The following is a 24,163-nucleotide window of genomic DNA, read 5'->3' as shown; positions in this document are numbered from 1 at the left end:
CGATGGACTGGACGGGCAGGCGGGCCCTGGTGACGGGGGCCTCGGGTTTCATCGGGGGGCATCTCGCCGCCCGGCTGGCCGCGCTGGGGGCCGAGGTCCACGCGGTGAGCCGCGGCCCCGCGACGGGCAACAGCGCGACGGGCGCCCCCGCGACAGGCGACGGCGCGATGCGCCGGCACCGGGTGGACCTGCGCGACCAGGAGGCGACGGCCGGGCTGCTGCGCGCGGTCGCCCCCGACGTCGTCTTCCACCTGGCCAGCGAGGTCAACGGCGCCAGGGACGCGGAGCTGGTGCCCGTCACGCTGGCGGGCAACCTGCAGACCACGGTCAACCTGCTGACGGCCGCCGTGCGCCACGGGTGCCGGATGGTGCTGGCGGGCTCGATCGAGGAGCCCCGGCCGGGCAACGGGCACGCCGCCGCGCCGTCGCCGTACGCGATGGCCAAGCACGCCGCGGCGGGCTACGCCGACCTGTACCGGCGGTTGTGGGACCTGCCGTGCACGGTGCTGCGTCCCTCCATGGTGTACGGGCCCGCGCAGCGCGACACGGCCAAGCTGGTGCCGTACGTGACGCTGGCCCTGCTGCGGGGCGAGGAGCCGCGCCTGACCAGCGGCGCCAAGGTGGCCGACTGGGTGTACGTGGACGACGTGGTCGCGGCCTTCGTCGCGGCGGCGGGCAGCGACCGGGCGGTCGGGCAGTCGTTCGACGTGGGCACCGGCCTCGGCACCTCGGCGCGCGAGCTGGTCGAGCTGCTCTACGAGCTGGCGGGCCACCCGGGCGAGCCGCCCTTCGGCGCCGTGGCCGACCGCGCGCTCGACATCACGCAGGTGGCCGACACCGGCCCGGCCCTCGACCTGATCGGCTGGCGCGCCACCGTCCCCCTGGCCGAGGGCCTGCGCCGCACGCTCGACTGGTACGCCGGCACGCTCACGGCGTGATCCGGTAGACGTGGTAGGAGTCCAGCCGCTCGAAGGTGTCGGTGATGGCGCCGCCGCGGAGGGGCACGGTGCGGTTCTCGAAGAGCACCTCCGCCTTGCCGGAGGCCGAGGTGAGCCCGGGGGGCAGCCGCAGCGTGTACGAACCGGGCCCGGCCTCCTCCCCCACGGTGGCGAAGACGTAGAAGGAGCCGTCGTGCGCCTTGAGCATGGTGTCGAGCCGGGGCTCGAAGGTGTGGGCGTACGACTGGGTGTTGAGCACCGGCGCCAGCGAGGTGATCCGCCGGTTCAGCTCGGTCACCGCCGCCCGCACGTCCTTGGTGCACGGCTCGCGCAGCACGTGCTGGCTGATGCAGGGCCCGCCGAAGCTGTGGTTGAAGTAGACGACGCCGCGCGCCTCGTGGATGAGGGCGTTCATGACGGCCCCGGCGATCTGCTCGCCGGTGATCGCCCGGCTGCCGTTGGCGCCCGGCCAGCCGACCTCGACGAAGGCGTAGACCGGCTGCAGGCGGCCGTCCAGGGCGTCGAGCCGCCGGCCGCGCTCCACGGTGCGGCCGTAGTTGGCGGCCCGGCGGCAGCGGTCGGGGGGCAGCTGGAGGAAGTGCTCCGCCTCGTCGCAGATGTTGGCGTCGGTGTGCCAGTAGATGTCGGTGGACATGACGTCGGTGTAGGAGTTGACGAACCTGCGCGCCTCCTCGTCCGTCTCCCACATGGCGACGCCCTTGCCGAAGTTGGCGTAGTGGAAGCGGCCGTCGTTCTTGGGCAGCTTGTCCTTCAGGGTGCGCATCGCCGTGTAGCCGCAGGGCGGCTTGTCGGGGATGCAGGGCTTGCCCTCGCCGGGGAACTTGCCGCTCCAGACGCCGTCGCCCGGCCCGGCGAACATGTCGGGTTCGTCGGTGATCAGCCAGCCGACCGTCTCGCGGCCCGCGCCGTCCAGCGGCTTGGCGGTGATGGCGTGCATGCCGTGCTTGCGGATCAGCTCGGCGTCGCTGTTGCCGGTCAGCTCGACGTAGGTGTTGAGCCCGGCCTCCTTGTCCAGCCGCACGTCGCGCTCGTCGATGACCGACTCGAACCAGACCCCGATCGGGAAGAAGCCCGGGTCCGTCCATCCCGCCGCCGCGGCGGCGCGGTGGCCGGCGTAGTACGCCGGGCCGCCCTCCCAGGGGATGCGCGGCAGGTCGAACCGCTCGGCGCCGGCCTCCTCTCCCCGCTGCGTGACGGCCCAGCCCAGGCCGATCAGCAGCACCAGCACCAGCGGGATCAGCAGGGTCCACTTCGACACCTTCGGCAGGGCCATGTTCCTCCCGGTCACGGGGTGATCCGATAGACGTGGTAGGCGTGCTCGGCGGGGAAGGCGGCGGTGAAGCGGCCCTCCCGGTCGACCTCGACGGGCCGGCCGGTCAGCACGTCCTCGACCCGGCCGCGCGGCGACAGGTTCGCCGGGACCGTGAGCGGGTGGCCGCCGGTCGCCGTGCCGCGCCCGAGCATGGCGAACAGGTAGTAGGCGCCGTCGTGCCGCTTGAGCATGGTGTCGAGCTGGGGGGCGAAGTCGTAGGCGTAGGACTGGGTGTTGAGCACCGGCGCGAGCCGCCCGATCAGCGCGTTCAGCTCGGTCACGGCCTTCCTGACCGGTGCGCCGCAGGCGGTGCGCAGCAGGTTGGCGCTCTCGCAGCGCGGGCCGGGGTCGTGGGCGTCGTAGACGATGCCGCGCGCGCCGTGGATGAGCGAGCTCATCACCGCGCCGCCCACCTGGCCGGGGGTCAGCCCGGCGAGGGAGATGACCGAGAAGACGGGTTTGCGGCGGCCGTCGAGGGCGTCCAGCTCGCGTATCCGGTCCACGGTCGCGCCGTAGCCGGCGGCGGCGCGGCACTGGGTGATCGGGAGCTGGCGCCAGCGGGCGGCCTCGCGGCAGACGTTCTCGTCGGCGTACCAGGAGACGTCCACGCCGACCAGGTCGGCGTAGTCGTTGACGAACATGCCGCCCGCCGGGTCGGTGGCCTGGTGGGCGACGCCCTTGCCGAAGGTGGCGTAGACCGGCCGGGAGCCGTCGGGCAGCTCGCGGGCGCGGGTGCGCAGCACGGTGTGGCCGCAGAAGGACAGCTTGGGCCGGCACTGCTCGGGGCCGGCCTTCCCGCTCCAGCGGGCGTGCCCGATGCCGGCCCACTCGTCGGCCTTGCCGGGGAGCGTCGCGCCCACCGTCTCCGGGGCCGCGCCGGCCGCCGGGCCCCCGGCGGTCAGCGCGCTCATCCCCGTCCCGCGCAGCAGGCCGGGGCGGCTGTCGGCGGTCAGCTCGACGTAGGTGTTGACGCCCATGGCGCGGTCGGCGGTGACGTGCTCCCGCTCGCGGACCGTGGCGAACCACAACCCCACGGGGAAGAACGCGGGCTCGGTCCAGCCGGCCGCGACCGCCCGGGGCCAGCCGGCGTACGCGGCCGGGCCGCCTTCCCAGGGCACGGGCCGCAACGACATGCTCGCGGCCGTCAGCGACGGCGGGGCGGGCGGCGTGGGGTGCGCACGCAGCCAGGCCCAGCCCGCGACCGCCACGGCCGCGGCCGTCACCACCGTCGCCACCTTGGCCAGCGCCACCCTGCTCGGCTTGGCCGCTCCCGTCTCGGCCGCTCCCGCCTTGGCGGCCGGCCCTGGCGTGGCCGGTCCCGCCTCGGGAGGCCGGGCCGGGCCGGTCAGGCTCATTCCCTGGTCCGTTCGGCCAGGGCCGCCAGCGCGGCGGCCCGCGCCGCCCAGGACGCCTCCGCCAGCGACGCCCGCAGCGCCTCCGGCGGCTGCGGCGGCCCCTCGGCCAGGCTCGTCCTGATCGCCGCGACGAACTCCTCGTGCGTGGCCGCCGCCCTGACCCGGCCGGCGTAGTGCGCCAGCTCGCCGAAGGCGGTGCTGACCACCGGCAGGCCCAGCGCGAGGAACTCCTTGAGCTTGATCGGGTTGGCGTGCTTGATCCAGTCGTTGTCCAGCCACGGCATGATCGCCACGTCGAAGCCGGACCCGTACGCGGGGATGACCGAGTACGGGCGGAAGCCGAGCCAGTGCACGTTGGGATGCTTGGTGAGCCGCCCGATGTCGCCGTTGGCGTCGCCGATCAGGACGAGCGAGGCCCGCGGCAGCTCCACGGCGACCCGTTCGAGCAGCTCGAAGTCGACCACGAAGTCGTCCAGCGCGCCGAAGAAGCCGATGCGGGGCCCCGGGATGTCCCGCAGGTCCCGTGGCTGCCGCTCGGGCGGGACCGGGACGAAGTGCTCCAGGTCCACGCCGTGGTCGAGGAAGTGGGCCCGCGTCCCGGTCAGCGGCGCCTCCTCGCTCATCAGGGTGCGGCTGGCGTAGACGACGTGGTCGGCACGTTCCAGCAGGCGGCGTTCGAGCGCCTCGATCGTGGCGCGGTCCGACTCGGGGAAGGCCGAGTGGCGGTCGGAGCGGTTGAAGATCAGGGCGCGGCGGCTCATCGGGCGCACCGCGTCCCAGGCGGTCGGGATGGTCACCATGATCACCGGGCGGTGCAGGCCCAGCAGCGCGCAGACCGCCCGTACCTGGGTCCTGACCAGCCAGGCGTTCAGCGCCCTGCCCTGCGGGGTGCCGTACAGCGGGACGGGGAGGGGGGACATCACCCACGAGCGGGGTCCCACCCTGCGGACGAACTTGGCGACGCTGCGCAGCTTCCTGAGGATCCGCCTGAGGGGGAACGTGGTCCGGCCGGGCGCCGGCATGCGCATGCCGATGCTGTTGACGATCAGGACCTTGCGCGTCCCCGCCAGGTGCCGCATGAGCTGGAAGTCGGAATGCGACCTGTTGTGGTACCACCAGTCCTGGGCGGAGAAGCAGACGTAGGGCGGCGGCTCCGGCGGGTCGCCGGGAAGCGTCGGCCACTCCGCCATCGTGGCCAGCGCGCGCAGGGCGTGCCGGTGGCGCGTGCCCGCCCGTCCGCCCCGGGACACCGCGCGCAGGCCCTCGTTCAGCGCCACCGCCAGCCGCATGAGCTGCCCGCGGGCCCGGCCGTGGCGTTCGCGGTGCAACCGGACGCGGTTGAGCGCGGCCAGCGTCCAGAGCGGGCTGGAGTTGGCCTGCTCGCCGCCGAGGTGCACGGCCCGCGCGCGCGGCTCGTAGGCGATGGTGAAGCCGTGGTCGCCGATGCGCAGCATGTACTCCGTCTCCTCGGAGTACAGGAAGTAGCGCTCGTCGAGCAGCCCGACGGCGTCCACGCAGGCGCGGGAGACCATCCAGGCCGCGCCGGTGGCCCAGTCCGGGGTGGCGGGCCGGTCGTAGGCGCGGGGGTCGACGACGAGCTCGCCGAGCGGCGCGTACCTGCCCGCCCGCAGGCCGCCCAGCAGCGCCTCCCCGACCGCCCGCAGCACGGTGGGGCGGCGGCGCAGCGAGAGCTGGAGCGTGCCGTCGGCGTGGGTCAGCCGGGGCACCGCGATGCCGACGCCCGGCTCGCCCAGCCGCTCGCGCAGCAGCCGCACCGAGCCGGGGCGGAGCCTGATGTCGGCGTTCAGCACGAGGACGTCGCAGCCGGCGGCGGCGGTGATGCCCGCGTTCACGCCGGCCGCGAACCCGCCGTTGCGGCCGGTCCTGACCAGCTCGACGCCGGGCCCGGCGGCGCGCACCTTGTCCACGGTGTCGTCGCGCGAGTCGTTGTCCACCACGATCGTCCGCGCCGGACCGGCCCCTTCCAGGGCCGGGCCGAGGCTGGCCAGGCATTCCTCGATGATCTGGCCGCTGTCGTAGGTGACGATGACGACGGCAAGCGTGGGGACGCTCATCGGCGGTAGCCAATCTGTGGGAGGTCAGGGACGGCGGTCCGCGGTCAGGCGCCGCCAGGCGGCCGAGGCCAGCAGACCGAACGCGAAGGGCAGGTCGTCGCGCAGGTAGCGGCGCGCCAGGCGGCGGGGCTCCAGCGCGAGCCTGAAGAGCCATTCGGCGCCCGTGCGTTGCAGGGCGCGGGGGGCGCGCCGGAAGCGCCCGGCCGCCATGGGGATGCCGGCCCCGCAGCCCAGGTACCAGGCGTGCGGCAACTCCGGGCGGAGCACGGCGATGACCCGCTCCTGCTTGGGGAAGCCGAGCCCCACCAGGACCAGGTCGGGCGCGGCCGCGCGGACCAGCGCCACGGTGGCGGCCAGCTCGCCGGGGTCGCGCTCGAAGCCGAAGGGCGGCGCGTACGCCCCCGCGACCCGCAGGCCCGGATAGCGCGCGGCCAGCACCTCGCCGGCCCGCTCGGGCACCCCCGGCTCGCCGCCGAGCAGGAAGACCGAGCGCCCTTCGCGCGCCGCGCGCCCGGTGAGGGTGAAGACCAGGGAGGCGCCGGTGACGCGGTCCGGCAGGCGCAGGCCCGCGATCCTGGCGGCCCAGACGACCGGCATGCCGTCCGCCACCACCAGCTCGGACCCGGCCACCAGCGCGGCGAGTTCCGGGGCGCGGGTGGCGGCCCGGACGATGTCCACGTTGGCGGTCACGATCGCGCCGCCCGTGCCGTCCCGCCAGCCGCGCGTGACGTGCTCGGCGACCTCGGCCTCCGTCAGGGCCTGGACCTCGATGGCGCCCACGCGGGCGCGGGCCATGGGAACGTTCCCGTTGGCGGAGTGGTCCACCGGAATGTCCTCACCCCTCCTCGGGCTTGACGTGCCTCGCCGTCAGTCCTTCCTTTTTGTCATCGCGGCAGAGCTTTATCCGTTACGTCGGTGAGGCCAGGATGGCCCCATGAGAGTGGAACGCGGGCCGCTGGCCGGGACACTGCTGTTCACCCCCACCCCCCACCGTGACGAGCGCGGCCTGTTCACCAGGACCTTCGACGCCGCCATCGCCAAGGAGCACGGGCTCGACCCGGCCGCCTTCGTCCAGGACAGCCAGTCGCGCACGGTCGCCGGCGGGATCAGGGCCCTGCACGGCCGCGCCGGGCGCGGCGAGGCCAAGCTGGTCAGGTGCGCCCGCGGCGCGGTGTTCGACGTGCTCGTCGACGCCCGGCCGGGCTCGCCGACGTTCGGCGAGCAGATGACGGTCACGCTCGACGACCGGACCTTCGTCCACCTGTACGTGCCCCCCGGCCTGCTCCACGGCTACCAGGCGCTCAGCGAGGCCGACGTCTGCTACCGGATCGACAGGGAGCACGACCCCGCCGAGGACGTCTCGGTGCGTTACGACGACCCCGAGCTGGCCATCGCCTGGCCGCTGCCGGTTACCGCGATCAGCGCCAGAGACCTGGCCGCCGGCTCGTGGAAGGAGGCGCGGCGCCGGCTTGAGCCGTGACGTCGCGGTTCACCAGGCGCAGCAGCGCGCCCGCCAGCCCGATCAGCAGGAACGCCAGCGAGTTGGCGGTGGTGAAGGAGTTCAGGTCGAAGGTGGCGCAGCCGACCAGCGGCACCGCCAGGGCCGCCGCCAGCGACAGCCCCAGGTCCTTGGTGCGCGGGTCCGGCGCGATCCGCCTGGCCCGCAACGCCGCCAGGATGCCGATGACGAAGAGCCCGACGAACCCGAGCAGCCCGAACACCCCGCCCTGCACGGCGGTGAGCAGGTACTGGTTGTCGAAGACGGGATGGTGCGGCGGGAACCAGGTGCCGTGGCCCCGCCCGAGCCACGGGTGCTGGGCGAACTCGGTGAGCGCGCTGGTGTAGTCGTTGGTCCGCCAGCGCAGGCTCTCGTCGTTGTCCAGGTTGCCGAACAACCCCATGATCGCGCCGAGCAGCCCGGGGACGAACAGCCGCAGCAGCACCAGGAACCCGAGCAGCCCCGCGCCCGCCCGCAGCCGCCGGGCCCTGTTCCACCCCGCGAGCAGGATCAGCCCCGACACCGCCAGGCCGAGCACCGTCGAGCGCGAGGCGGAGAACGCCATCCCGCAGGCGACCAGCGCGCACAGGATCCACCAGCGCAGCGCGGGCGCGCCGCGCTCCCAGGCGTCGAACGCGTAGTGCAGGGCCAGCGGCAGCACCATCGCCGACACCACGCCGAACTCGATGGGATGCGTGGCGGTCGAGGCCACCCGGTTGACCCCGTTGCGCTGCAGGATCGTCTCCTCCATCGAGCGCAGGCGGGAGCCGGGCATCTGGAGGTACTGGGTGAGGTCGAACGACAGCAGGAACTGCAGCCCGCCGATCGCGCCCATGACGGCGCCGGCCACGACGAGGGTCTTCAGCACCAGGTCCAGGCGGTCGTGGCCGGACACCCCGTCCACGGCGAGCAGCGCCATGCCGACCACGCCGACCGTGATGACCAGGACGTGGTCCGACAGCGCCAGCTCGTGGGCCGGCAGGAAACCGGCCGTCGTGTAGGCGTAGGTGACCAGGTAGGTGATCACGTAGAAGTAGACGGCGTACCGGACCAGGTTCGGGCCCTTGGCGGCGCCGAGCGTGCTGGTCAGGTGGGCGCAGCACCACCAGACGGCGGCGAACAGGCCGACGGCCTCGGCGTAGGTGAGGTCGAAGGGCAGCCCGCCGATCACCTGGCGGGCCGGCACCAGGATGAGGACCACGACGAAGATGGCGCACAGGGTGGCGCCGTCCGCGCCGCGCGCCTCGCGCCCGACCGGCGCGGCGAGGACGCTCATCGCTGCAGCACCGCCTCCTCGCTCGGCGCGACGGCGGCGCCGGGCGGCGGCTGCTCCCTGCGGCGGCGCAGCCCGAGCATGACGCTGTCGGCGGCGTAGGAGGCGGCCAGCGCCGCCATGCCGCCCAGCCCCAGCACGACCGCCGCCGTGCGGGTCTTGCCGCCCCGCTCGGCCTGCGGCTCGGTCGGCGCGATCATCTCGGTCAGGTTGACGAACGTCTCGGGCGGCGAGCCGAGCTGGTACTGCCTGCGCTCCAGCTCGACCTTGGCCCGTTCGGCGACCCGCTCCACGATCCTCCTGGCGTCCTGCGGCGACAGGCTGGTGCCCTCGACGACCACGAACGGCGCGTTGATCAGCAGCTCCGGGTTGGGGTGACCGTTGTGCACCCGGTAGGTGGTGGTGGAGTCCGCCCGCACGCCGAGCTGCCCGGCCACCTCGGGGCCGTTGAGGACCTGCACCATGATCGAGGCCGTCATGTTCAGGCCGCCGTCGAAGTTCAGCAGCGGGTTGACCAGCGGGTTGGGCACGGTGGGCTGCGGCATGCGGTAGGAGCCGCTGGGCGGCACCGTGAGGACCATGAGCGTGGTGGAGGTGTACTGCGTGGGGATCGTGGTGTACATGCCGTAGGCGGCGGTGACGGTCAGCAGCAGCGCCGACAGGGCCACGTACCAGCGGCGGAACAGGACAGAGATCGCCTTCCAGAAGTCCACCACAGCCCCCCAGGCCCGCCTCACCCCTATTCAGGCAATCGGCGCATAGGTGGATGGTGTTACCCCAAATCTGTAACGTGCCAAAGGCGCGTCTCGATACAAAGTGCGGCGAAAGAGCGATCCGCGAAAGGTGAGCCGTGGAAGAGTGCTGCGCGCCGGGCGGCCGGTCATGAGGACTCTGGCCGTCGTGACCCCGAGTTACGGTCCCGACGCGGAGCAGTTCGGCGACCTGCACCGCTCGGTGCTGGAGTTCACCCCGCCCGGCACGGTGCACCACGTGATCGTGCCGCGTCCCGACCGGCGGCTGTTCGCGCCGTACGCGGGGCCGCGCTGCCGGGTCCGCACCGTGGAGGAGCTGCTGCCCCGGCGGTACGTCATGGTGCCCCGCGCGGGCCTGTGGATCAACGTGCGCCGGCCCTGGCCGCCGGTGCGCGGCTGGGTGATGCAGCAGATCATCAAGCTGGCCGCCACCGCCGCCCTGGACACCGACGTGGTGCTGGTGGCCGACTCCGACGTGGTGCTCGTCCGGCCGGTCACCGCCGCGCGGGCGCTCATCGACGGCCGGATGCTGCTGCACCGCCTGGAGGGCGGGGTGCACGAGCGGATGCCCCGGCACATCCTGTGGCACCAGGTGGCCCGCGACCTGCTCAAGCTCCCGCCGCCGCCGGGGCCGCCGCTGCCCGACTACATGAGCCCGCTGACCTTCTGGCAGCCGGCCACCGTGCGCAAGCTGCAGGACCGGCTCCGGGAGACCACCGGGCGGCACTGGGCCGAGGCGTTCGGCGCGCGGCTGCACGTCTCGGAGTTCATGCTGTACGGCGTCTTCGTGGACGAGGTGCTGAGCGCCACGGACGGCCGGCCGCCCTCCGACACCTCGGTCTGCCACAAGACGCCCGACGAGTCGCCGATGGACCTGCGGACCGCGCTGGAGTTCGCGGGGCGGGTGGGGCGGGAGGCGATCGGCATGATGATCTCCTCCAAGTCGGGCACGCCGCCGGAGGTCCGCCAGGCGGCCATCCGGCACGGAACGGAAGTCGCCGCCCGGACCTCCTGACCGGGACCCCGATCGCCCACCGCCGGACCCCGTCCCGGCCTGGTCATCCGCCGGTGCCGGCCGGGACCTGGCCGTTGAGCGAGCCGCCCTCCGGATGCGGGCGGCCGGGCTCCTCCCGGTCGCCGGGCTCCGGGGCGGGGCGGCGGCGGAAGAGGCCGCGCACGTGCACCGCGTACGCGCCGGCGAGACCGAGGCACAGCGTGCTGGCCAGCGCTCCCAGCGCGTACTGGGTCTTCCCGCTGCCGTCGTACTTGGGCGGCAGCACCACCACCGTGTTGAGGGCGATGAACGTGCTCTGCGGCGCGCCCAGCGCGGTCTGGTAGGCGGTCAGCTTCTCGTTCAGGCGCCGGTGCGCCCGTCCCAGCACCTCCCGGGCCGTCTCCGGGGTGTCGCTCTCGACCGCGACGTGCAGGAACGGCCCGAGCGTCACGACGCCGAGCAGGTCGGCGTTGGACCGCCCGTCGTCGATCACGATCCTGGTGTCGCCGCCCTCTTCGACGCCCAGTTTGCGCAGCTCCTCCTTGCCGCTGACGGCCACGATCAGGATGCCCGCCACGGTCCGCAGCCCGTTGTTCTGCTGCAGCAGCGGGTTGGTCGTGCCGACCGGCCTGGCCGGGTCCATCGAGAGGGTGCCGCCGCTCGGCGGCGGGGTGAGGATCAGCGAGGATTCGGTCTTGTAGCTCGCGGGGCCGAGGAGGTAGCCCGCCGACGCGAGGAGGAGGCCGAGAGCGAGGATCGGAAGTGCGATGGTCCTCCGGCGCAGGAGGCCCAGCAAATCGTTCCAAAAAGCCATTATCCCGACCAACCCCCCGTTAGTACGGGCTCACCTCAGCCTGCTGCGCTACAGCAGGATTATCGGCTAGAGCAGGTGAAATGTTACGAATCGCTCTCTTTTACCGGCAGTTTTCGACGCGGTCACCGGCCGATCCTCCGGCCCTCCGGGGAACGTTCCAGCGCGCCGCCCGACCGGCGGTCCCGCCCGTCTACTGATCGCCATCGGGCTCGTCCTCGTTCTTGACCACCGGGAAGGTCTGGGTGTCGGTCTCGTCCGGCGGGGCGAGGTCCTCCGGCTTGACCTGGGGAAAGGTCTGGGTGTCGGTCTCGTCGGGGCCGGCGGCGCGGGGGAACCGCGACAGCGCGCCGAGCCGCGGCCGGGAGCCGTTGCCCGCGGCCTCCTCCGCGCCGCCCGGCGGCCGGCCCACCGGCCCGTGCCCGAACTTGACCAGCGTGCCCTGCATGGGATCGGGATCGAAGGCGATCTCGGGCGCGGCCACCGCCGGCTTCCCGGGCACCGGCCGCTCCGCGCCCGGGGGCTCCGGCCCGGTCCCGGCCTCCCGCCCGGAAGGCTCCGGCCGGAAGGCCGGTCGCAGCCGCGGCGTCGCGTAGGCCGCCGCGAGCCCGCCCAGCAGGCCGAGCACCGCGCCGCCCGCCGCCGCCGTCAGCTTGCCGCTCGTGTCGGGCCGGGGCGCGGAGGTGGGCCGCACGTCGAGGATGCCCAGGTGGGTGCTGGGCGGCGCGCCCAGGGACGTCTGCCAGTTCGTCAGCTCCGTCCGCACCCGGCGCTGCGCCTTGGCCATGACGTCCCTGGCCGTGGCGGCGGAGGTGCTCTCGACCTCGATGTGCACGTACGGCCCGTTGGCGCCCATGCTCATCAGGCCGGGGTCGGTGCGCCCGTCGTTGACGACCACCGTGGTCGGCCCGCCCTCGGCCACGCCCAGCTCCGTGGCCACCCGCTCGTTCCGCATGGTCAGGATGAGGATGCCCGCCGCGGCCCGCAACGCGTCGCCGAACTGCATCAGCGGGTTGGTCAGGCCCGGGTCCGGGGCCGGGCCGGCCTCCTCCGTCCCGCCGGTGGTGGAGATGGTGAGCACCATGGACGCCGTGGAGACGTAGCGGGCCGGCACGAGGAGATAGCCCGCGAGGGCGAGCCCGATCGCCGCCGCGGCGACGGGAGGTCCCACGAGCTTGTTCCTGGCCAGACCGAGAAGAGTCCTCCAGAAGCGCACTATGGCCCGCCCGTCAGCCTTGTACCGGTACAAAGGGAAAATCGCGCTGTTCATCACATTCGTTACACAAGGCGCAGCATGGAGCACAGTTTCCGGCCGCGCCGGGCGACCGTACGGCGCTGCCTGCGCGCGTACATGCGCACCACGGCCGCCCGCGCCCGGCGGCGCTGTGCCGGGGTCAGCCCCGGGACCCGCTCCGGGTCGCCCACCCACCGCAGCAGCTCGCGCAGTTGCAGCGTGTTGGACAGGCGGGACTGCCAGGACGGCACGTCGAGCTTGCGCGCCACCTGCCCGATGCGCTCGATGCCCGTGGTGCGGTGCGCCAGCACCTCCGGCACGTGCCCCCACGGCCCGGCCAGCGCCAGCTTGGTCGCGTAGATCTCGTCCTCGCGCAGCATGTTCCTGCGCGGGATCCCGGTCGCCGGAGCGCGCCGCAGCAGCCCGTAGAGCGGGTCCATGAGCAGCGGGCTCTCGTTGAGCAGCCGCAGCCACTCGCCCAGGCGGACCAGGGGGTCGTCCGAGCGCAGCCCCTCGCCGTCGTACGCGGCGGTCCTGGTCACCCCGTCGGGGCCGGTGTAGGCGACCTGCGTGGTGACCAGGACGAGCCGCTCGTCGGCCGCGAACGCCGCCATGGCGCGTGACAGGCAGGCCGGGTCCAGCCGGTCGTCGTCGCCGATCCAGCGCACGAACGCGCCGCGCGAGATCCGGGCGGCGTGCTGGAAGTTGTTCAGCAGGCCGACGTTGCGCGGGTGCCGGTGGTAGACGATCCGGCGGTCGCCGGCCGCCAGGTCCCTGCACAGCTCCTCGGTGGCGTCGGTGGAGGCGTTGTCGGAGATGACGAGTTCGAGATTTCCGTAGTCCTGCGCGAGCACCGATCTGACCACGGGTTCCAGCCGGCCGGCGCCGTTGCGTACGGGCAGGGCGATCGAGACCAGTTCAGAGCCGGACATGGGCCCTCCCTTGTCGTAGCAGCCTGGCCAGCACCGCGGGCGGCGTGGCCAGCAGGGCGAACACGAGCAGTCCCGAGCCTCCGACGACGACGAGCTCGAGCAGCGCGGGCCAGGCGAACACCCCGTTGAGCAGCGCCATGTACAGCCCGGCCACCGGCGTCGCCAGCGCGGGCCGTACGAGCCCGGGCAGGACCGGCCGCAGCCGCACGCCCTGCCGGCGCAGCAGCAGCACGCCCAGCGGCAGCGCGACGAGGACGGCCACGACGGCGTGCCCGACGGCCGCGCCCCTGATGCCGCCCAGGTGGGCCCCGGCGACCAGCGCGGGCAGCAGCGCGACCGCCCAGCCGAGGTTGAGCCAGACCGTGCTCTTGGTCGCGCCGGTCGAGATGAGGATGTCCGTGACCAGGTACGACATGATCATGCGTACGACCATGAGCACGGCCAGGAAGCGCAGCGCCCCGGCCGCCGGGTCACGCTCGGGCTCGTAGAGGACCTCGACGAGCGGGTGCGCGAGCGTGGCCATCACCAGCGCCACGGGCGTCACGACGGACACCAGGAGCGGCACGGATCTGCGCACGCCCTCCGAGAGCGAGTCGGCGTCCTCGGCCAGGCGCGAGAAGCCGGGCAGGGAGACGTAGCGCAGCGCCGTGCCGAGCACCCCCGGCACCCAGCTCGACACGTTGAAGGCCAGCAGGTAGAAGCCGAGCTGCTCCTCGCCGAGTATCGCGCCGACGACGACGAAGCTGGAGTTCATCAGCACGGCCTCCAGCCCGAAGCCGGCCGCGGAGGGCAGGCCGAAGCGCAGCAGCCGGGCGGCGATCGCCCGGTCGAAGCCGAGCTCGAAGGGCATCTTCGCGAGCAGGAGGATGATGGCGCCCGTGACGATCGACCCGCCGAGCTGGCCGCAGGCGAAGCTGTAGGCGCCCGCGCCGGCCGCGGCCAGCGAGATGGCCACGGTGGCGTTGACGGCGAAGCCCGCCAGGTTGGCCACGGCCAGCTTGGCCTGGGCGAACTCGCGCATCAGCGCGGCGCTGCGCACCGCGATCACGGCCTCGACCAGGATGACGGCCGTGAGCAGCCGGACCACCCCGGTCGCGGCCTCGCTGCCGGCCAGCGCCGCGAAGTACGGCGCCCCCGCCCAGAACAGCCCGTAGAGCCCGACGGAGAAGAGGAACGCGAGCACCGTGGCGGTGGGCACGATCTCGCCGATCCTGCCCCGCCACTGGATGACGGCGGCCATGATGCCGGCGTCCTTGACGACCATGACGAACTGCGTGGCGGCCAGCGCGACCGCGTAGACGCCGAAGTCCTCGGTCGCGAGCAGGCGGGCGAGCACCAGGCTCATGACGAAGGAGGCCGCCTTGGTCACGGTGTTGCCGAGCAGGCTCCAGCGCAGTCCGCTGCCGGCCTTGCGGCCGATGGTCTCGACCCTGTCGTCACTCACGGCCGGCGGGGACCCGTTCCAGCCAGATCTCCCGCCAGAACGGCACGAACTCGCGCGGGCAGTTGAGGCTGTGCACGCCCACGCAGACGACCTCCTCCAGCACGATGCACGGGTTCTTCATGTGCAGCAGCTCGCCGGTCTTCTCGTCCAGGCAGCGCTCGACCCGGGCCTGCACCCGCGCGGTCCTGCCGCAGTAGCGCGCCATCTCCTGCTCGAAGCCCATGCCGCGGTTGAGCATGTCGCCGTTGAGCGTGGCGAGGATCTCCTCCTTGGACTTGACCCGCACCAGCTCGCCCGGCCGCAGGTCGAGGGTCATCGTGGGCGTCTTCCCCGTCAGGCGGCCCTTGAGGAAGCCCCACGGCAGCCCGTCCTTGAGCCACAGCCGCCGCGGCAGCACCCGCCTGGCCAGGTGCTGCAGCCGGTTGAACAGCCCGATGGCCACGCCCTGGACGGTCCGGCCCAGGCCCACGTTGCCCGAGCGCACGTCGGTGACGTACTGGCCGACGCTGGTGAACGGCAGGCACGACGGCGCGGCCCGCAGCAGCTCGGTGGCCTGGCAGGAGTAGCGCTCCCCGCCGTCCTCGGCCGGAGGCTTGCGGGTGTTGATCTCCAGGAGCGGCAGCAGCCGCGAGTCCTGCGGGGACGTCGTGGGCGCGTCCGTCACGGGTTTGAGCCAGTCCTCCTTCCAGTACATGGAGCAGGCGGTCTGGCAGCCCCCGTGCGCGGAGCCGTCGCAGCGGGCGCCGGTCAGGTGGACGGCGCGCTCCATCCTGCGCAGCCCGGTGCGGGTCTGGGTGTCGCACAGCTTGTGCGCCACCTTGTGCACGGTCAGGCGCTTGCCGCAGTAGGGCAGCATCTCCGGCATGAACGGCAGCCCGTCGAGCTCGCCCCGCTCGTCGAGCGTGGCCAGGATCTCGGCCTCGCTCCGCACTTCCACAAGGTCTCCGACCTTGAAGTTCATCACGCAGTCTCCTTGACCAGTCCGGCCGCCAGCAGTGCCGTGGCCGCCTCCCGCAGCGCGGCGAACGGCAGGTTCGAGCGCTGGGCGATGTCGAGCAGGCTGTGCCGCCCGTCGGACAGGTTGAGCACCCATAACATCGCCAGTTGCGCCTGTTTCGTGTCACTCCGCCCGCCGAGCGATCCGTAGAGTCCGCGCCTGCCGAGCTGCGGCTCCCCGTACGGGCTGAGGTTGAGGTAGGTACGGTCCCCGTCCAGCACGCCGGTGACCTGCCGGAGCACCTCCAGGGTGTCGGCCAGGGCGTCCGGGGTGACGAAGTCCGGATTGTCGCCGGAGGTGTGATATTCCGGGTATCCGGCGTACGGGGTTCTGGTCAGGCTGCCGAACGGCAGGTCGAAGCCCGGGGAGCAGAACTGCCGTTCGTCGTACCCGTACGGGGAGAAGTCCAGCACCCGGTGCGGCCGGCCGGCGAGCACGTGCGTGACCGCCCGGTCGATCGCCGCCTCGCCCCGCCGGCTGCGCTTGTACGTGAGCTGCCCCGGGTCGCCCGCGCAGGCCAGCGTGAGCCCGTGCCCGATCCGCCCGAGGCGGTCGCGGTTGCGCGCCAGCCAGGTGATGGCCCCGATCGTGCCGGGCGCGAACAGGAACCGGTAGGTGTGGCGCGGCCGGTCCGGGCCCTTGGCCAGGGCCAGGGCCAGTGCCACCGCCACGGCGATGCCGGCCAGATTGTCGTTGGCCAGCGACGGGTGGCAGACGTGGCAGGAGATCATCACCTCCTCCTCGGTGCTTCCCGGCACGACGTGCTCGGCGTAGGTCAGGTGCCCGTCGGCCAGCGTCGAGTCGATCACCACCTCGTACGGCCCCTCGTCCATCCCGTCGAGCGTGTCCTGGCTGAGGCAGAACCCCCACGTCTCGGCGTAGTACGACGTCCGGTACGGCACCAGCCCCGGCTGCTCGGGCAGCGTGTGCAGGTGGGGGCGGAGCTCGTCCAGGGTCATGGTCGCCGACACCGGCACGCTGTAGCCCACCACGTGCAGGTTCGAGCGCCGGAAGTCCACCACCCGCCGCCCGGAGCCGTCCTTGACGTAGGCGTCGCGGATGTTCCACTCCCGGGGCACCGTCCAGTCGAGCACCTCGGTCCCGGTGGGCACCTCGTGCACGGTCAGCGGCAGGTGCTCGCCGATCACGTCGAGCGTGGCCCGGACGCCGTCCCCCGTGATGCTCCTGCACAGCGGGTAGAGCCGCCTGACCAGCTCGTGCATCTCCTCGCCGGTCATGACGGGCGCGGCCCCTCCCCGGCCGGGCCGCCCGGGCTGAGGCGCGGCTCCTCACCGGCCGGGCCGTCCTGGCTAGGGCGCGGCTCCTCGCCGGCCGGGCCGCCCGGGGTGGGGCGCAGCTCCTCGTTCACCGTGCCGGCCGCCCGCCGGTCGGCCAGGCGGGCGAGCCGGGTGAAGCGCCGCTCGAACGCGGGCGCGGTGAGCCCGTGCCGGCGGTAGGCGTCGATCAGCTCGACCGCCCCCTCCTTCACCGTCCTGCGCGCCTCGCAGCCGGGCAGCGCCTGCCGGATGCGCGAGAAGTCGACCCGGTAGGAGCGCGGGTCCGCGCCGGTCTCCCCCGTGATGAGCAGCGTCGCGCCGGGCACGGCCTCGACCACGGTGGCGGCGATCTCGGCCACGGTGACGTTGTTCTGCTCGCTGCCCACGTTGAACGCCCGCGCGTGCACGGCCTCCCTGGGGGCGGTCAGCGCGGCGGCGAACGCCTCGGCGATGTCCAGCGCGTGCACCAGCGGCCGCCACGGCGTGCCGTCCGACAGCACCTTGACCTGGCCGGACAGGTGGGCGTGCGCCACCAGGTTGTTGAGCACGATGTCCGCGCGCAGCCGGGGCGAGAAGCCGAAGGCCGTGGCGTTGCGCAGGAACACGGGGGTGAAGTCGGCGTCGGCCAGGCCGAGCAGGTCGTCCTCGACGCGCACCTTCGACTCGGCGTACGGCGTCAGCGGGCGCAGCGGCGCGTCCTCCGTCACCAGCCCGTCCCCGCCGGAGGCGCCGTAGACCGAGCAGGTGGAGGCGTACAGGAAGCGCCGCACCCCCGCGTCGCGGGCCAGCCGGGCCAGCCGCACGGAGGCGTGGTAGTTGATGTCGTAGGTCAGCTCGGGCGCCAGCGAGCCCAGCGGGTCGTTCGACAGCGCGGCGAGGTGGATCACGGCGTCGAAGCCGGCCAGCGCCTCGGCCGGCACGTCGCGCAGGTCGGCGGCCGGCCCGGGAGGGTCGGCCGGCGCCGGCCCGAGCACGCAGTCGGCGAACAGGCCCGAGTCGAGGCCGGTCACCTCGTGCCCGGCCGCGGCCAGGACGGGGGCCATGACGGTGCCCAGGTAACCCTGGTGCCCGGTCAGGAGTACACGCATGTCGGGCTAGCCTCCTGCTGAGAGGTCGAGGACGAGTTTGGCGCTGTGGAAGGCCTCGGCGTACGTCGCGCCGCACTCGATGCCGCGGATGCGGGCCAGGCCGAGGAACGCCTCCCGGTCGTACCAGGGGCGGTGCCGCTGCGAGGGGTAGTGCCGCTGGAGCAGCGCGACCTTCTCCTGCGCCACCTCGGGGCGCAGCGGCTGGTAGACGGAGGGGCGGCCGAGGTCGCCGTCCCATTTGACGATCTCGTAGCCGAGCGTCAGGTGGTCGCGGAAGGCCGTGGGGACCAGCTCGGCCAGGCCCCGGTGGTCCTGGTGGGCGTCGCCCCGGTGCGGGGCGAGGATCAGGCCGGGCTCGGTCGCGGCGCGCAGCTCCTCCAGCGCCTCCTTGGCCTCCTGCCAGTGCGCGGGCAGGCGGCCGTCGGGCAGCTTGAGCACGGTGACGCGCAGGTCGGCCCCCGGGCAGAAGGCGGCCAGCGCGGCCCGCTCCTCCTCCTCGCGCTCCGTCCCGCCGCCGGACAGGACCAGCGCGTCGATCCGCAGCCCGGGCCGGCCGGAGCAGAGCGTGAGCAGCGTGCCGCCCGCGCCGATGGCGAGGTCGTCGCAGTGCGCGCCGAGCGCGACGACGGAGCCCGGGCCGTCCGGGCGCAGGCCGATCATGACTCCCACAGCGCCCACGGCCGGTCGCCGCGCGAGTACGCGTCGTCCAGCTCGATGCGCTGGTTGACGGTGTCGGTGGGCCGCCAGTAGCCGCGGTGCCGGTAGGTCAGCAGCCGGCCGCGCTTGGCCAGCTCCACGCAGGCGTCGCCGACCAGGTCCCCGTTCTCCGGAAGGTGGTCGAAGACCTCCTGGCGCAGCACGAAGTAGCCGCCGTTGACCCACAGCGGCATCTCGCTGACCGGGCTGATGGCCCGCGCCAGCCCGTCGTCGCCGACGTCGATGCAGTGGAACGTGCCGGGCGGCGGCACCACCATCATGGACGCCCCCGCGTCCGTCCCCTCGAACCGGGCGATGATCTCCGGCAGCGGCGCGTCGGTGAGCACGTCCGCGTAGTTGGCCAGGAAGATCTCCTCACCCTCCAGGTACGGCCGCACCCGGCGCAGCCGCTCGCCGATCGGCGACTGGATCCCGGTCTGCACGAAGGAGATCGACCAGTCGGAGGTGTCCTGCGAGAGCATCTCGACCTCGCCCTTGCGCAGCACGAAGTCGTTGGAGGCGGTCTCCTTGTAGGTGAGGAAGAACTCGGTGATGTGTTGGGCGCCGTACCCGAGGCAGAGCACGAAGTCCTTGTGGCCGAAGTGGGCGTAGTAGCGCATCACATGCCAGATGAGCGGGCGGGGGCCGACGAGTTGCATCGGCTTGGGCACGTCGCCGGGCAGCCCGCTGCGCATCCGGGTGCCGTAACCGCCGCAGAAGAGCACGACTTTCATGGCTGCGCGACCTCCAGGGACGGGATGGGGAACACCAGCCGCCCGCCCCACTCACGGACGTAGGAGAGCTGGTCGAGCAGCTCGGCGCGCAGGTTCCAGGGCAGGACCAGCACGTAGTCGGGCCGGTCCGCGGCGATCTTCTCCGGCGCCAGGATGGGGATGCGGGTCCCCGGGGTGAACCTGCCGTGCTTGTACGGGTTGCGGTCCACCGTGTAGGCGAGCAGGTCGGAGCGGATGCCGCAGTGGTTGAGCAGCGTGTTGCCCTTGCCCGGCGCCCCGTAGCCGACCACCGTCTTGCCCGCGTCGGCCGCGTCGATGAGGAAGCGCAGCAGGTCGCGGCGGACCTTGCCGACCCGCTCGGCGAACTCGGCGTAGCCGCCCAGCTCCTCCAGCCCCGCGCCCTTCTCCCGGTCGAGCACGTCGGCCACCCGCCGGCTCGGCGTGGCCCCGCTCTCCGCCGGCCTGGCCCACAGGCGGATGGAGCCGCCGTGCGTGCTCAGCAGCTCGACGTCGGCCAGCACCAGCCCGCCCGAGGCCAGGGCCCGCTGGGCGGAGGCGACCGTGTAGTACTGGAAGTGCTCGTGGTAGATCGTGTCGTACTGGTTCAGCTCCATGAGCGTGAGCAGGTGCTGCACCTCGATGGAGACCCAGCCGTCGTCGGCGACGAGCGCGCGCAGCCCCCGGGTGAAGCCCACGATGTCGGGGATGTGCGCGTAGACGTTGTTGGCCACGACCAGGTCGGCGGGCCCGTGCTCGGCCCTGATCGCCGCCCCGGTCTCCGGGCCGAGGAACGCGGTCTGGGTGGGCACGCCCCGCTCCCTGGCGGCCCGGCCCACGTTCGCGGACGGCTCGACGCCCAGGCAGCGCACGCCCCGCGCGACGACGTGCTGGAGCAGGTAGCCGTCGTTGCTGGCCACCTCGACCACGAAGCCGGGGTTCAGGCGGTCGAGCGCCGACTCGGCGAAGCGCCGCGCGTGCTCGACCCAGGAGCTGGAGTACGACGAGAAGTAGGCGTACTCGGTGAAGGTGTCCTCGGGCCGGATCAGCGGCGGGATCTGGGCGAGCCAGCAGCTCGTGCAGACCCGCAGGTGCAGGGGGTAGGTGAGCTCGGGCTCGTCGAGCTGCTCACGGGTGAGGAACAGCTCGCACGGCGGCGTCGCGCCGAGGTCGACGACGCCGGCCAACCGGCTGGAGCCGCATAACCGGCAGCCCTTCACCCGCGCCCACCTCGATCACGCTGGTTACGACAAGTCATGGTGTCTCCCACAAATTGCGAATGTTTCGGGCTCTGGTGGGGGCGAAGGCGCTATGTCATGATCCGCCCCATGGAACCCCTTGATTTAGCCGGTGCCTGGCTGTTCAGCCCGCGGATCCACGGGGATCGCCGCGGGGCCTTCCTCGAATGGTTCAGAAAGGACGAGCTCGACCGCCCCATGGAGGTGGCGCAGGCCAACTGCTCGATCTCGGTCCGGGGCACGCTGCGCGGCGTGCACTTCAGCGACGTGCCGCCCGGCCAGGCCAAGTACGTGACGTGCGTGTCCGGCAGCGTGCTCGACGTCGTCGTGGACGTGCGCACCGGCTCGCCCACCTTCGGCCGCTGGGTGAGCGTCGAGCTCGACGACCGCGAGCGGCGCGCGGTCTACCTCGCCGAGGGCCTGGGCCACGCCTTCTTCGCGCTGAGCGAGTCGGCCACGGTGATGTACCTGTGCTCCACCCCGTACGCGCCGCTGCGCGAGCACGGCGTCAACCCGCTCGACCCGGCCCTGGGCATCGCGTGGCCGGCCGGCGTCGAGCCCGTGCTGTCCGCGAAGGACGCGGCGGCGCCCACCCTGGCGCAAGCAGCCGAACAAGGTCTACTGCCTTCCTACGCCGACTGCCTGGCCCACTACGCCTCCCCAGCCGGCCAGCAGGTGGGGCCACGCGGCGGATAGCGCCGCGCTCCAGTCGCGCATCGGCGGCAGCGGCCGCCAGGCGTCGTGGCCCAGCACGCTGTAGGCGGGACGGAGGGCGTGCCTGGGGAAGGCCGCCGTGCCGACCGGCTCGACCAGGCCGGGATCGGCGCCGACCAGCGCGAAGATCCGCCTGGCGTAGCCGTACCAGCTCGTCAGGCCCGTGTTCGTGGCGTGGTAGACGCCGGGCGGCGCCTGGCCCACGCCCAGCAGGATCAGCCGCTCGGCCAGGTCCACGGTCCAGGTGGGCTGGCCGAACTGGTCGTCCACCACCTGCACCGGCTTGTCCTCGGCCGCCAGCGTGGCCATCGTCCTGGCGAAGCTGCGCCCGTGCGCGCCGTAGAGCCACTCCGTGCGCACCACGTAGTGGCCGTGGTCGAGGGCCGCGCGCTCGCCCGCCAGCTTGGCCCTGCCGTAGGCGTTGAGCGGGCGCGTCGGGGCGTCCTCCGCGTACGGCGTGCGCGCCGCGCCGTCGAAGACGTAGTCCGTGGACAGCTGTAACAGCCGCGCCCCTACCTGAGCGCCGGCCCGGGCCAGCCCGGCCACCGCCGTGCCGTTGACCGCCATGGCCCGCGCCTCGTCCTGCTCGGCGCCGTCCACGTCGGTCCAGGCCGCGCAGTTGACCACCACGTCGGGCTGCGCCGCGCGCACCGCGGCCGCCACCGCCGCCGCGTCGCACACGTCGAGCTCGGCCCGGGTGAACGCGCGCACCCACGTCCCCGGCATGGCCCGCAGCAGGCGCGTCAGGTCGCGGCCGAGCATGCCGCCCGCTCCCGTCACCATCCACCTCATGCCGGCGCCCACCAGTCGCGGTTGTCGTGGTACCACCGCACGGTCTCCTTCAGCCCCTGCTCGAACGGGATCTGCGGCCGGTAGCCGAGCGCGCGCAGCTTGCGGTCGTCGAGCGAGTAGCGCCGGTCGTGCCCCTTGCGGTCGGCGACGTGCTCCACCAGGTCCCAGTCACGGCCGCAGGCTTCGAGCAGCCGGCCGGTCAGCTCCTTGTTGGTCAGCTCGGCCGTGCCGGCGATGTGGTAGACCTCGCCCGGCTCGCCCACCTCCGCGACCAGGCGGATGCCGGCGCAGTGGTCCTCGACGTGGATCCAGTCGCGCACGTTGCCGCCGTCGCCGTAGAGCGGCACCTTCCTGCCGCGCAGCAGGTTGGTGATGAACAGCGGGATGAGCTTCTCCGGATACTGCCGGGGCCCGTAGTTGTTGCCGCACCGGGTGATGGACACGTTCAGGCCGTGGGTGATGGCGTACGCCTGGGCGATCAGGTCGCCGCCCGCCTTCGCCGCCGCGTACGGGGAGCGCGGCCGCACCGGCGCGGACTCGTCCCAGGAGCCGGTCTCGATCGAGCCGTAGACCTCGTCGGTGGAGACCTGCACGACCTTGGGCACGCCCGCGTCCAGGCACGCCTGCAGCAGCGTCTGCGTGCCGAGCACGTTGGTGCGCACGAACTCCCCCGCGCCCTCGATCGAGCGGTCGACGTGCGACTCGGCGGCGAAGTTGACCACCAGGTCGTGGCCGGGGACGACGCGCCGCAGCAGGCCGGCGTCGCACACGTCCCCCCGCTCGAACGTGTGCGGCACGCCCTCCAGGTTGGCCAGGTTGCCCGCGTAGGTGAGCTTGTCGAGCACCGTCACGTCCGCGTCGCGCAGCCCGCGGACGAACTGGGACCCGATGAACCCGGCCCCGCCCGTAACCAATATTCGCTTCATGTACCGATCTGCACCTTGCTGTGATCGCCCAGCACGAGACGGTGGGCTTTGGGAGTCGTGACTGAGGCGGTCACCTCGACGTGGTGGCCGATGAGGGAGGACTCGATCCTGCCCACCCCGGCGATGGAGGTGCCCGGCAGGACGATGGAGTAATCCAGCTCGCTGCCGGTGACGGCGCAGTCCGCGCCGACGGAGGTGAACGGGCCGACGTAGCTGTCGCGGATGCGGGTGCCGGCGCCGATGATCACCGGGCCGACCAGCCGGGAGCGCTCGACCACCGCCCCCGCCTCGACCACCACCCGGCCGACCAGCTCGCTGGCCGGGTCGACCAGTCCGTCCACGCGCGGTTCGAGCGATTCGAGCACCAGCCGGTTGACCTCCAGCATGTCGGTGACGTTGCCGGTGTCCTTCCAGTAGCCGGTGATGACCGACGCCTCGACGTCGAGACCCGCCTCGATCAGCCACTGGATGGCGTCGGTGATCTCCAGCTCGCCCCGCCACGACGGCTTCAGCTCCGCGACCGCCTCGTGCACGGCCGCGCTGAACAGGTAGACGCCGACCAGGGCCAGGTCGCTCTTGGGCCGCTCCGGCTTCTCCTCCAGGCCGACCACCCGGCCCTGCGCGTCGAGCTCGGCCACCCCGAACTGCCGGGGGTCGCCGACCTTGGTGAGCAGGATCTGCGCGGCCGGGCGGCGGGCGGCGAACCCGTCGACCAGCCCGCTGATGCCGCCGACGATGAAGTTGTCGCCCAGGTACATCACGAAGTCCTCCTCGCCCAGGAACTCGCGGGCGATCAGCACGCCGTGCGCCAGCCCGAGCGGCGCCTCCTGGCGCAGGTAGGTGACCTGCAGCCCGAACGCCGAGCCGTCGCCGACCGCGGCCTCGATCTCCGCGTGGGTGTCGCCGACGACCAGGCCGACCTCCGTGATGCCGGTCTCCGCGATGGCCTCCAGGCCGTAGAACAGCACCGGTTTGTTGGCGACCGGCACGAGCTGTTTGGCCGAGGTGTGGGTGATGGGCCGTAGCCGTGTGCCCGACCCTCCGGCGAGCACGAGTGCTTTCACT

Annotated in this window: 23 protein-coding genes; 4 read left to right on the top strand and 19 right to left on the bottom strand. The window is 73.0% G+C overall.

Annotation, left to right across the window (positions count from 1 at the left end; translation table 11 throughout):
• Positions 1 to 2 precede the first annotated feature (2 nt).
• Positions 3 to 938 carry an NAD-dependent epimerase/dehydratase family protein gene (locus tag IO39_RS32365; protein ID WP_043631016.1) on the top strand — a complete coding sequence of 312 codons (936 nt, stop codon included), beginning with the start codon at positions 3 to 5 and terminating at the stop codon, positions 936 to 938.
• Here the strand turns inward: IO39_RS32365 and IO39_RS32360 are convergent.
• From IO39_RS32360 to IO39_RS32345, 4 genes are read right to left on the bottom strand one after another with little or no spacing between them, the layout of a single operon-like run.
• Positions 928 to 2,247 carry a hypothetical protein gene (locus tag IO39_RS32360; RefSeq protein ID WP_157549168.1) on the bottom strand — a complete coding sequence of 440 codons (1,320 nt, stop codon included), beginning with the start codon at positions 2,245 to 2,247 and terminating at the stop codon, positions 928 to 930. The genes IO39_RS32365 and IO39_RS32360 overlap by 11 nt on opposite strands.
• Positions 2,244 to 3,626 carry a hypothetical protein gene (locus IO39_RS32355; RefSeq protein WP_043631013.1) on the bottom strand — a complete coding sequence of 461 codons (1,383 nt, stop codon included), beginning with the start codon at positions 3,624 to 3,626 and terminating at the stop codon, positions 2,244 to 2,246. The genes IO39_RS32360 and IO39_RS32355 overlap by 4 nt, the downstream gene beginning before the upstream one ends.
• Positions 3,623 to 5,701 carry a glycosyltransferase gene (locus IO39_RS32350; protein ID WP_043631009.1) on the bottom strand — a complete coding sequence of 693 codons (2,079 nt, stop codon included), beginning with the start codon at positions 5,699 to 5,701 and terminating at the stop codon, positions 3,623 to 3,625. The genes IO39_RS32355 and IO39_RS32350 overlap by 4 nt, the downstream gene beginning before the upstream one ends.
• Positions 5,702 to 5,725: 24 nt before the next feature.
• Positions 5,726 to 6,526, bottom strand: coding sequence for a WecB/TagA/CpsF family glycosyltransferase (locus IO39_RS32345; RefSeq protein WP_245642430.1), 801 nt, complete (start codon positions 6,524 to 6,526; stop codon positions 5,726 to 5,728).
• Between the two features lie 109 nt (positions 6,527 to 6,635).
• Here IO39_RS32345 and IO39_RS32340 point away from each other — a divergent pair, with 109 nt between their 5' ends.
• Positions 6,636 to 7,181 carry a dTDP-4-dehydrorhamnose 3,5-epimerase family protein gene (locus tag IO39_RS32340; RefSeq protein ID WP_043631005.1) on the top strand — a complete coding sequence of 182 codons (546 nt, stop codon included), beginning with the start codon at positions 6,636 to 6,638 and terminating at the stop codon, positions 7,179 to 7,181.
• On the opposite strand, the gene IO39_RS32335 is transcribed toward IO39_RS32340, so the two are convergent.
• On the bottom strand, positions 7,120 to 8,475 hold the full coding sequence (locus IO39_RS32335) for an O-antigen ligase family protein (protein WP_052423638.1): 1,356 nt from the start codon (positions 8,473 to 8,475) through the stop codon (positions 7,120 to 7,122). The two genes, IO39_RS32340 and IO39_RS32335, sit on opposite strands and share 62 nt — an antisense overlap.
• Positions 8,472 to 9,185: a hypothetical protein gene (locus IO39_RS32330; protein ID WP_157549166.1), complete on the bottom strand. Its 714-nt coding sequence runs from the start codon at positions 9,183 to 9,185 to the stop codon at positions 8,472 to 8,474. The genes IO39_RS32335 and IO39_RS32330 overlap by 4 nt, the downstream gene beginning before the upstream one ends.
• A gap of 187 nt (positions 9,186 to 9,372) precedes the next feature.
• Here IO39_RS32330 and IO39_RS32325 point away from each other — a divergent pair, with 187 nt between their 5' ends.
• The gene (locus tag IO39_RS32325) at positions 9,373 to 10,239 is read left to right on the top strand and encodes a DUF6492 family protein (protein ID WP_157549164.1); all 867 of its coding nucleotides are present in this window, start codon (positions 9,373 to 9,375) and stop codon (positions 10,237 to 10,239) included.
• 43 nt (positions 10,240 to 10,282) lie between these two features.
• Here IO39_RS32325 and IO39_RS32320 read toward each other — a convergent pair whose 3' ends face one another.
• The 10 genes from IO39_RS32320 to IO39_RS32275 form a co-directional block, all read right to left on the bottom strand.
• Positions 10,283 to 11,032 carry a hypothetical protein gene (locus IO39_RS32320; protein ID WP_157549162.1) on the bottom strand — a complete coding sequence of 250 codons (750 nt, stop codon included), beginning with the start codon at positions 11,030 to 11,032 and terminating at the stop codon, positions 10,283 to 10,285.
• A gap of 190 nt (positions 11,033 to 11,222) precedes the next feature.
• Complete coding sequence (locus IO39_RS32315) at positions 11,223 to 12,200, bottom strand: hypothetical protein (RefSeq protein ID WP_043630997.1); 978 nt, start codon at positions 12,198 to 12,200, stop codon at positions 11,223 to 11,225.
• Between the two features lie 107 nt (positions 12,201 to 12,307).
• Positions 12,308 to 13,195: a glycosyltransferase family 2 protein gene (locus IO39_RS32310; protein WP_043630994.1), complete on the bottom strand. Its 888-nt coding sequence runs from the start codon at positions 13,193 to 13,195 to the stop codon at positions 12,308 to 12,310.
• Complete coding sequence (locus IO39_RS32305) at positions 13,182 to 14,639, bottom strand: oligosaccharide flippase family protein (protein WP_043630992.1); 1,458 nt, start codon at positions 14,637 to 14,639, stop codon at positions 13,182 to 13,184. Before IO39_RS32305 ends, IO39_RS32310 begins: the two co-directional genes overlap by 14 nt.
• Positions 14,632 to 15,600, bottom strand: coding sequence for a hypothetical protein (locus IO39_RS32300; protein WP_043630989.1), 969 nt, complete (start codon positions 15,598 to 15,600; stop codon positions 14,632 to 14,634). The genes IO39_RS32305 and IO39_RS32300 overlap by 8 nt, the downstream gene beginning before the upstream one ends.
• Entirely contained in the window at positions 15,600 to 16,874 is a 1,275-nt protein-coding gene (locus IO39_RS32295; protein WP_043630987.1) for a DUF4910 domain-containing protein, read from the bottom strand. The genes IO39_RS32300 and IO39_RS32295 overlap by 1 nt, the downstream gene beginning before the upstream one ends.
• Positions 16,871 to 18,001, bottom strand: coding sequence for an NAD-dependent epimerase/dehydratase family protein (locus tag IO39_RS32290; RefSeq protein ID WP_084773851.1), 1,131 nt, complete (start codon positions 17,999 to 18,001; stop codon positions 16,871 to 16,873). The genes IO39_RS32295 and IO39_RS32290 overlap by 4 nt, the downstream gene beginning before the upstream one ends.
• 6 nt (positions 18,002 to 18,007) lie before the next feature.
• On the bottom strand, positions 18,008 to 18,661 hold the full coding sequence (locus IO39_RS32285; RefSeq protein WP_043630985.1) for a PIG-L deacetylase family protein: 654 nt from the start codon (positions 18,659 to 18,661) through the stop codon (positions 18,008 to 18,010).
• Positions 18,658 to 19,431, bottom strand: coding sequence for a sugar phosphate nucleotidyltransferase (locus IO39_RS32280; RefSeq protein WP_043630982.1), 774 nt, complete (start codon positions 19,429 to 19,431; stop codon positions 18,658 to 18,660). Before IO39_RS32280 ends, IO39_RS32285 begins: the two co-directional genes overlap by 4 nt.
• The gene (locus IO39_RS32275; RefSeq protein ID WP_043630980.1) at positions 19,428 to 20,648 is read right to left on the bottom strand and encodes a class I SAM-dependent methyltransferase; all 1,221 of its coding nucleotides are present in this window, start codon (positions 20,646 to 20,648) and stop codon (positions 19,428 to 19,430) included. The genes IO39_RS32280 and IO39_RS32275 overlap by 4 nt, the downstream gene beginning before the upstream one ends.
• A gap of 108 nt (positions 20,649 to 20,756) precedes the next feature.
• Here IO39_RS32275 and IO39_RS32270 point away from each other — a divergent pair, with 108 nt between their 5' ends.
• Entirely contained in the window at positions 20,757 to 21,362 is a 606-nt protein-coding gene (locus IO39_RS32270) for a dTDP-4-dehydrorhamnose 3,5-epimerase family protein (RefSeq protein WP_043630978.1), read from the top strand.
• On the opposite strand, the gene rfbD is transcribed toward IO39_RS32270, so the two are convergent.
• The 3 genes from rfbD to IO39_RS32255 are packed head-to-tail and all read right to left on the bottom strand — an operon-like array spanning position 21,285 to position 24,162.
• A complete protein-coding gene (gene rfbD / locus IO39_RS32265) occupies positions 21,285 to 22,172 on the bottom strand; it encodes a dTDP-4-dehydrorhamnose reductase (RefSeq protein ID WP_052423646.1) in 888 nt (295 codons plus the stop codon). The genes IO39_RS32270 and rfbD overlap by 78 nt on opposite strands.
• Complete coding sequence (rfbB, locus tag IO39_RS32260; protein WP_043630976.1) at positions 22,169 to 23,098, bottom strand: dTDP-glucose 4,6-dehydratase; 930 nt, start codon at positions 23,096 to 23,098, stop codon at positions 22,169 to 22,171. The genes rfbD and rfbB overlap by 4 nt, the downstream gene beginning before the upstream one ends.
• The gene (locus IO39_RS32255) at positions 23,095 to 24,162 is read right to left on the bottom strand and encodes a glucose-1-phosphate thymidylyltransferase (protein ID WP_043630973.1); all 1,068 of its coding nucleotides are present in this window, start codon (positions 24,160 to 24,162) and stop codon (positions 23,095 to 23,097) included. The genes rfbB and IO39_RS32255 overlap by 4 nt, the downstream gene beginning before the upstream one ends.
• Between the last annotated feature and the right edge of the window lies 1 nt (position 24,163).

The sequence above is a fragment of the Nonomuraea candida genome, assembly GCF_000725485.1.
Lineage (GTDB): Bacteria > Actinomycetota > Actinomycetes > Streptosporangiales > Streptosporangiaceae > Nonomuraea > Nonomuraea candida.
The sequence above is the reverse complement of the archived record's forward strand: the minus strand, read 5'-3'. Positions and strand labels throughout refer to the sequence as shown.